We start from the raw sequence: 8,105 nt of genomic DNA on the forward strand, positions 1-8,105 counted from the left end.
CCTATAAAAGTAGAAAGAAATACAACACATTACTGATGCCTTTACGGAACTCTCCGATATAGATACAGTTCAAGGCGTAGCAATGTGGCGAGTGCAGGCATATCAAAAAGATTGTAAAGGTCTCTATTGTTCATGCCGTGCTTTCAGACGGCTTGATGCCCTAACAGACAACATAAAAAAAATCCCACATGCCGAGCATGCGGGATTTGGTTTGGTCAAGCTTTTTCAGACGGCCTCTTACATCATACCGCCCATGCCGCCCATACCACCCATGCCGCCCATATCAGGCATAGCAGGTTTGTCTTCGGGGATTTCGGCAATCATGCAGTCGGTAGTCAGCATCAAACCGGCAATCGAAGCGGCATGTTGCAAGGCTGAACGGGTTACTTTGGCAGGATCCAGCACACCCATTTCCAGCATATCGCCGTAAGTGTCGTTACCCGCGTTGTAACCATAATTACCTTTACCTTCCAATACTTTATTCACAACCACAGAAGGCTCGCCGCCGGCGTTTTTCACGATTTGGCGCAGCGGAGATTCCACGGCACGCAATACGATTTGCACGCCTGCGTCTTGATCGGCATTGGAAGTTTCCACTTTTTCCAAAGCGGCACGGGCACGCAGCAGAGCAACGCCGCCGCCTGCTACCACGCCTTCTTCAACGGCGGCGCGGGTTGCATGCAAGGCATCTTCTACGCGGTCTTTCTTCTCTTTCATTTCCACTTCGGTAGCCGCGCCGACTTTAATCACCGCCACACCGCCGGCCAATTTGGCTACGCGCTCTTGCAGTTTTTCTTTGTCGTAATCGCTTGTCGCTACTTCGATTTGCTGGCGGATTTCGCCTACGCGCGCCTCAATCTGTGCTGCATCGCCGAAGCCGTCGATAATGGTGGTGTTTTCTTTACCGATTTCGATGCGTTTGGCTTGGCCTAAATCTTCTAAAGTGGCTTTTTCCAAAGACAAGCCGACTTCTTCTGAAATCACAGTACCGCCGGTCAAAATGGCGATGTCTTGCAACATGGCTTTACGACGGTCGCCGAAGCCCGGGGCTTTAACGGCAACGGTTTTCAGAATGCCGCGCAAGTTGTTCACCACCAAAGTGGCCAATGCTTCGCCTTCAACGTCTTCGGCAATAATCAGCAGCGGGCGGCTGGTTTTGGCGATTTGCTCCAATACCGGCAACAGGTCGCGGATGTTGCTGATTTTTTTGTCGAACAGCAATACAAACGGGTTATCCAAAGCAGCCAGTTGTTTTTCGGCATCGTTGATGAAGTAGGGAGACAGGTAGCCGCGGTCGAACTGCATACCTTCTACTACGTCCAATTCGTTTTCCAATGATTTGCCGTCTTCAACGGTAATCACACCTTCTTTGCCCACTTTTTCCATCGCTTCGGCAATGATGGCGCCTACTTGCTCGTCTGAGTTGGCAGAAATCGAACCCACTTGGGCGATTTCTTTAGAAGTGTCGCAAGGTTTGGCAATGTTTTTCAGCTCGTCAACCAAAGCGTTCACGGCTTTGTCGATACCGCGCTTCAGGTCGGTCGGGTTCATACCGGCGGTAACGTATTTCATGCCTTCGGCTACGATGGCTTGTGCCAAAACGGTTGCGGTAGTCGTACCGTCGCCGGCCACGTCGTTGGTTTTAGAGGCTACCTCTTTCACCATTTGCGCGCCCATGTTTTCGAATTTGTCTTTCAATTCGATTTCTTTGGCTACGGTAACACCGTCTTTAGTGATGTGGGGGCCGCCGAATGCGCGGTCTACCACGACGTTGCGGCCTTTCGGGCCTAAAGTTACTTTAACGGCGTTGGCCAATACGTTGACACCGTTTACCATTTTTTGGCGCACGTCTGCGCCGAACTGTACGTCTTTTGCTGCCATGTTGATTCTCCAAATAATGAATGCTTTACGAGGCCGTCTGAAACCGTTTCAGACGGCCTGAATGGGATTGTTTGTCGATTATTCCACGATACCGAAGATGTCTTCTTCGCGCATTACCAACAGCTCTTCGCCGTCGGCTTTAACGGCTTGGCCGCTGTATTTGCCGAAAATCACTTTGTCGCCAACTTTCACATCCAGCGCACGGCGTTGGCCGTCTTTACCGACTTTGCCCGCACCTACGGCAATCACTTCGCCCATGTCGGGTTTTTCGGCGGCCGCGCCCGGCAATACGATGCCTGATGCGGTTTTTTCTTCAGCTTCCAAGCGTTTCACAACTACGCGGTCGTGTAAGGGACGAATGGTCATGTGTATGCTCCAATATCATAAATAGTCAAACAAATACCTGAATATTCAGGCTGTTAAAAAATGAAATGTTGTGCATGAAGGGTAAGCCCAACATTTTCCAGTATGAACGAAAGGCAAAATAAGGCTGTAAACGGTAAATTCAAGCCCTGTTGCGTGCTTTTGTACAAATTTCTTTCATGTCCGCTTATTCAGGCAATACGGAATGAAGTTTTTTAATTTAAAAACGCATACAGGCCGCCTGAAAAATATTTTTCAGACGGCCTGCGGTGTGTTTACCACCATACGGTTGTTTACATGGAAGCATCACATACGATAACCGTTTTCCCGCCGTTTCCGATGATGCTTGCTTTACCGAAATCGGGGTCAAGCAACGGGTCAACTTGAGTACGGTATATTACTTTTTCCCGTTGTAGGGTTTGGCGTGCTGTTTCCACCGGAACGTCTAATATTAAAGCATATTGGTTGGCACCCATTCCAATTCCCACAGTTCTGGATACTTCTTTAACAGGCAAGCCGTAATATTCGCCCGTAATGCCGAGTTTATATGTTTCATATTCCCCATATTCCTTGTCGCGCTCCGTATGGATTGCAGAAGTAACGTATTCAGAATAAGGATATGGAAGATTGATAACCCCTGAACTTAAGCCGTTGAAAAAACGGTCGGGTTCGGAAGGCATATCTATACACCCTGTGCTTTCCCAAGCGCGGAACAGCGGCGTCCAATCGGCAGTCTGTTCACGAGTGCGGTTATTTGAACGGTCTGCTTCATTCGGGCTAAGTTTAACGGAATCATTTGATTCAACCGTAATCTTTTTACCGTCCGACACAAACGACTCTACCGAAGAAGTACCTACTTTAACGTCTTTTCCGTCTATATCGAGCGATACGGCAGAGCTAGCGTCTTTTTCTTTATCTTTTGACTTCAGAGTGATATTGACACCCATACCTTCTTCACAAGCGTTCAGTAATAAAACCGATAACGCAGACAAAATAAATATTCGTACTGGGTTCATATCGGTATTTCCTTTTTAAGGTAAGCCGTTTGAATAAATTTCAAATGTTTTTTTTCAAATGACTTATGAATTATAGATATAGAAAAGCAATATATTGATAGCATATTAAATAATCCCTTGTATTGATAATAAAAAGACGTTTTCTCCAAAACTGGAAAGCAATTTTTAAATTATAAATCCGTTTAAAAAACTTTAAAAGTTATTAATCAAGCTGTTTACTTTAGTAGTTTAATAGAAAATCTCAACAATGAAGACAGAAATTTGTTAATTGAATTTACAGAGTGTTTTTGCTGAACATTCGAAATAGTCTTGAATTTTGGAGAGTAAATCAACAAACAAGGCCGTCTGAAAACCTTTTTTCAGACGGCCTGCTTGCTTATCAAAGCTGATTCTATTTATTAAGGCGAAAACTTTAAATATCCACTTCCGCCGTATCGCCCTCGGCTTCCATCCACGCGCGGCGGCTGGCGGCTTCGCCTTTGCCCATCAGTTTGACGAAAATGCTGTGGGTTTGTTCGTGCGCCGCTTCGGGAATCTGCACCTGCAACAGGCGGCGGGTGTCGGGGTGCATGGTGGTGTCTTTGAGCTGGTCGGGGTTCATCTCGCCCAAGCCTTTGAAGCGGCTGATGGAATAGGCGGTTTCTTTCACGCCTTCTTTTTGCAGCCGCTCCAAAATGCCGTCCAATTCGCCCTGATCGAGTGCGTAGAATTTGCGCGCGGGTTTGCTTTTGCCTTGTGCGTTGACATCCACGCGGAACAGCGGCGGTTGGGCGACATAAATATGGCCGTCTGAAACCAGTTTGGGGAAGTGGCGGTAAAACAGGGTGAGCAGCAGCACTTGGATGTGCGAGCCGTCCACGTCGGCATCGGAAAGGATGGCGATTTTGCCGTAGCGCAGGCCGCTTAAATCGGGGTTGTCGTTCGCGCCGTGCGGGTCAACGCCGATGGCGACGGCGATGTCGTGGATTTCGGCATTGCCGAACAGTTGGTCTTGATGCACTTCAAAGCTGTTCAACACTTTGCCGCGCAAGGGCAAAATGGCTTGGGTGGCTTTGTCGCGGGCTAGTTTGGCCGAACCGCCTGCCGAATCGCCTTCCACTAAGAAGAGTTCGTTTTCGCGGATGTCTTCGCTTTCGCAATCGGTGAGCTTGCCGGGCAGCACGGCCACGCCGCTGCCTTTTTTCTTCTCGATTTTCTTCACCGAACGCATTCGCGCCTGCGCCTGCTTGATGGCGAGTTCGGCGATTTTTTTACCGGCCTCGACGTTTTGGTTGAGCCATAATTCCAGCGGATCGCCCGACACGGCGGCGACGAGCTTGAGCGCGTCGCGGTTGGTGAGCTTGTCTTTGGTTTGGCCTTGGAATTGCGGGTCGAGCACGCGGGCGGACAACACGAATGCCACGCGGCCGAACACGTCGTCGCTCTGCACTTTCACGCCGCGCGGCAGCAGGTTGTGGTGGTTGATGAAGTTGTTCACCGCTTGGAACACCGCCTGCCGCAAGCCTGCTTCGTGCGTGCCGCCGAGCGGGGTGGGAATCAGGTTCACATAGCTTTCGCTGTTGCACGAACCTTCTTCCAGCCAAGTGAGCGCAAACGCCGCGCCTTCGCCCGTGCTGAAATCACTGTCGTGGCCGTCTGAAATATAGTTTTCCGAAGCAAACACCGGTACGGCTTCCTGCGCTTCGCTGATTAAGTCGAGCAGATAGCTTTTCAGGCCGTTGGGGTAATGCCACGTCTGCACGTGCGGCTCGGGCTGGCCTTTGACGGGGCGGGTGAGCGACACGGTAACGCCCGGCAGCAGCACCGCTTTGGCGCGCAACAGGCGTTCGAGTTCGGCGATGCTGTATTGCGGGCTTTCAAAATATTTGCCGTCCGGCCACACGCGCACTTCGGTGCCGCTGTCTTTCACTGCGCATTTGCCGACTTCGGCCAGCGGCTCCACCACTGCGCCGCCCGCAAACACGATGCGGTGGATTTTGCCTTCGCGCTTCACGGTCACTTCGAGGCGTTTGGAAAGCGCATTGGTTACCGATACGCCCACCCCGTGCAGGCCGCCTGAAAAGGCATACGCGCTGCCGCCGTCTTTCTTGTTGAACTTACCGCCCGCATGAAGCTGCGTGAACACCAGCTCCACCACCGGCAAACCTTCCACCGGATGCAGCCCCACCGGAATGCCGCGCCCGTTGTCGCGCACGGAAAGCGAGCCGTCTTCATGGATTTCCACTTTGATTTCATCGGCAAAACCGCCGAGCGCTTCGTCGGCGGCGTTGTCGATCACCTCTTGGCAGATGTGGGTGGGGCTGTCGGTGCGGGTGTACATGCCCGGTCGCTCTTTTACCGGCTCCAAGCCTTTGAGGACGGTGATACTGGATTCGCTGTATTGGGGTGTGGTCATGAGGGTTACGCAGTCAAATGTTTAAGCGGTTTCAGACGGCCTCTTGCGGCAGGCCGTCTGAAAAATAAGAAAATCTTGCAATCGGGCGGGATTTTAACATGATTTAAACGGGGTTCAGACGGCATCGGAAAAGCAACGCGGGTATTGAAGCAGATGAGGCCGTCTGAAAATAAAAAACGCTTTCAGACGACCTCAAGCTGTTTCGACAGCAAATCAACTATTTCATTCCCCAGCACGCACCGCCGCGGGACGTTGGGCGTGGCGGTTGATGTAGTTTGTGAACACGGGATCGGCAGGCAGCGCGCCGGTGTGGTTGACCGTCCAATCCAGCAAACCGGTGTAGTAAAGGTCGAGCGCGGTAAAGTGGTTGCCGACCATATATTCGCGGCCGTCGAGGTGTTGGCGCAAGGTGTTTACGGCGGTGTTTAAGTCGCCGTAGCCGATGGCGCGGCGGATGTTTTCATCGCTTTCCAAACCGCGCATTTTGTCCACGCCGGCATATTCGAGATGAACGGCAAACAAGAGCCAGCGGTAATATTGCCCGCGCTCTTCGCTGCCGGCGGCGGGAATCAGATTTTTTTCGGGAAACTGTTCGGCAAGGTAGGTAACGATGGCGGCCGATTCGGTCAGCACTTGGCCGCGGTGCTTCAAGGCAGGCACTTTGCCCATCGGATTGACGGCGAGATAGTCGGGGGATTTGACGCTGTCGTAAGACAACACCACGGTATCGTAATCGGCGCCGCATTCTTCAAGCATCCACAAAGCCATGCCGCCGCGTGATTGGGGTACGGTGTAGAGGGTAAAGTCTTTCATGTCGTTCTCCAAGTATCGGGAAGGGTAGAAAGATTTTACGGGCGGCGCGTGTCAGTTTTTGTCAGCAGGGTTTCAGACGGCCTCAAAAATCGAACGGGTGCAGGTCGATGCCTTCTCTGCGCCGCCATTCGTCCAACAAAAGCATGCGCGGGGTGGGATAAATGTCGCCGATCACAGCCTTGCCGATGCGGTCGGAACGGAAATGGCGGTAATCCTGCCGCAGTTCGCACCAAGCCGACACCAGCCGTGCGTCGTCGAAATAGCCGATGGAAAACGGCCACACGGTGCGGCGGCTCGGGCGGTTTTCGGCATCGGTGTAGTCGAATTCGAGTTTGCGGTTGCTGCGGATGGCGGCGCGAATGGTGTTGAGAACATGCTGCTCGTGTTCGCCGTATTCCGCATGATCGCGAACGGGAAACAAGGCTTGGCTGTCCAATAAATCCGCCATGTTTTCCGGCAGCACGGCCTGTACTTTCGCCAACACCGATTTGGCATCTTGTGCCAATGCGTTGTCGGTATAAGCCAGTACCCAACGCATGCCGAGCACGAGGGCTTCGATTTCGTTGGCGTTGAACGAAAGCGGCGGCAGCAGAAAATCTTTGTGGAGAATGAAACCGACACCCGCCTCGCCGCGTATATCTGCTCCCTGACGGCACAGGGTTTCGATGTCGCGGTATACGGTGCGCACGCTCACGGAAAGCGTTTCCGCCAGTGTGTCGGCGGTAACGGGGAGGCGGTGGTTGCGCAGCAGTTGCAACAGGTTGAGCAGGCGTTCGGAGCGGGTCATGGCGGGCGGTATGTTTGTGGCAGGTTTTAATCAGTGAGGCCGTCTGAACATAAAAAACGCTTTCAGACGGCCTGAAAGCGTTTGGAGGGATTATTTGAGTTCCAATTGGCGGCGGGTAAATTCTTCCAGCGTTTCCAAGCCGCGCAAAAAGCGGGAAAGCTCGCTCAATGCGCCTTCGTACACGCCGCGTTTGAAATCAATCACTTCGTCTATCGGTGCCCAATATTGATGCCAACGCCAGCCGTCGAATTCGGGGTGGCTGGTCGCGCGCAGATGCACGTCGCTTTCGCGGCCTACCAAGCGCAGAAGATACCAAATCTGCTTCTGCCCGCGGTACGAGCCGCGCCATTCCCGTCGCACCCAATGGGTAGGTACGTCGTAGCGCAGCCAGTCGCGCGTGCGGCCGAGTATCTTAACGTGGTGCGGCAGCAGGCCGACTTCTTCCAGAAGCTCCCGATACATCGCCGTTTCGGGGCTTTCGCCCGGCTTGATGCCGCCTTGCGGAAACTGCCACGAATGCTCGCGCACCCGTTTGCCCCAGAACACTTCGTTGCGGTCGTTGGTCAATATAATACCGACATTGGGGCGATATCCTTCTCTATCCAGCATTTTGTGTCGCCCTTTGCGTAAAATCCAATCGCGTGATTTTCCCATAAATGCGAGCGGTTTGACAAATTTATCCACAAGCGGTGCCTCCCGTTCGGGGCCGTCTGAAAAAATTAGGGGCTGACGTAGATTAGCAGTCATGATAGGCTGCCAAAATGAAGATAACCCACTGTAAGTTAAAGAAGAGTCTGCAAAGAAAACTGCTTGAATATTTTGTATTGGAAGTAACCGCACGTTCTGCTGC

7 protein-coding genes and 1 pseudogene are annotated in these 8,105 nt (G+C 52.1%); 1 reads left to right on the top strand and 7 read right to left on the bottom strand.

Annotated elements, in window-relative coordinates; all coding sequences use genetic code 11:
• Positions 1 to 237: 237 nt before the first annotated feature.
• The 7 genes from groL to AKG43_RS08615 all read right to left on the bottom strand — a co-directional run bounded on the left by groL (position 238) and on the right by AKG43_RS08615 (position 7,864).
• Positions 238 to 1,881, bottom strand: a complete 1,644-nt coding sequence (gene groL, locus AKG43_RS08585) for a chaperonin GroEL (RefSeq protein ID WP_054600158.1) — start codon at positions 1,879 to 1,881, stop codon at positions 238 to 240.
• A gap of 78 nt (positions 1,882 to 1,959) precedes the next feature.
• A complete protein-coding gene (gene groES, locus AKG43_RS08590; protein ID WP_054600159.1) occupies positions 1,960 to 2,247 on the bottom strand; it encodes a co-chaperone GroES in 288 nt (95 codons plus the stop codon).
• Between the two features lie 290 nt (positions 2,248 to 2,537).
• Complete coding sequence (locus AKG43_RS08595) at positions 2,538 to 3,260, bottom strand: hypothetical protein (RefSeq protein ID WP_054600160.1); 723 nt, start codon at positions 3,258 to 3,260, stop codon at positions 2,538 to 2,540.
• Between the two features lie 412 nt (positions 3,261 to 3,672).
• On the bottom strand, positions 3,673 to 5,655 hold the full coding sequence (locus tag AKG43_RS08600; RefSeq protein WP_054600161.1) for a DNA topoisomerase IV subunit B: 1,983 nt from the start codon (positions 5,653 to 5,655) through the stop codon (positions 3,673 to 3,675).
• Between the two features lie 222 nt (positions 5,656 to 5,877).
• On the bottom strand, positions 5,878 to 6,468 hold the full coding sequence (locus AKG43_RS08605) for a glutathione S-transferase family protein (protein WP_054600162.1): 591 nt from the start codon (positions 6,466 to 6,468) through the stop codon (positions 5,878 to 5,880).
• An 82-nt stretch (positions 6,469 to 6,550) separates the two neighbouring features.
• The gene (locus AKG43_RS08610) at positions 6,551 to 7,255 is read right to left on the bottom strand and encodes a YafY family protein (protein ID WP_054600163.1); all 705 of its coding nucleotides are present in this window, start codon (positions 7,253 to 7,255) and stop codon (positions 6,551 to 6,553) included.
• A gap of 90 nt (positions 7,256 to 7,345) precedes the next feature.
• Positions 7,346 to 7,864: an RNA pyrophosphohydrolase gene (locus tag AKG43_RS08615; protein ID WP_054600166.1), complete on the bottom strand. Its 519-nt coding sequence runs from the start codon at positions 7,862 to 7,864 to the stop codon at positions 7,346 to 7,348.
• A 152-nt stretch (positions 7,865 to 8,016) separates the two neighbouring features.
• On the opposite strand from AKG43_RS08615, the pseudogene AKG43_RS12800 reads away from it, so the two are divergent.
• Positions 8,017 to 8,105 (top strand): annotated as a pseudogene (locus AKG43_RS12800) (IS1595 family transposase); the annotation flags it as partial.

It is taken from the genome of Neisseria sp. 74A18, assembly GCF_001308005.1.
Taxonomy (GTDB): domain Bacteria; phylum Pseudomonadota; class Gammaproteobacteria; order Burkholderiales; family Neisseriaceae; genus Neisseria; species Neisseria dumasiana.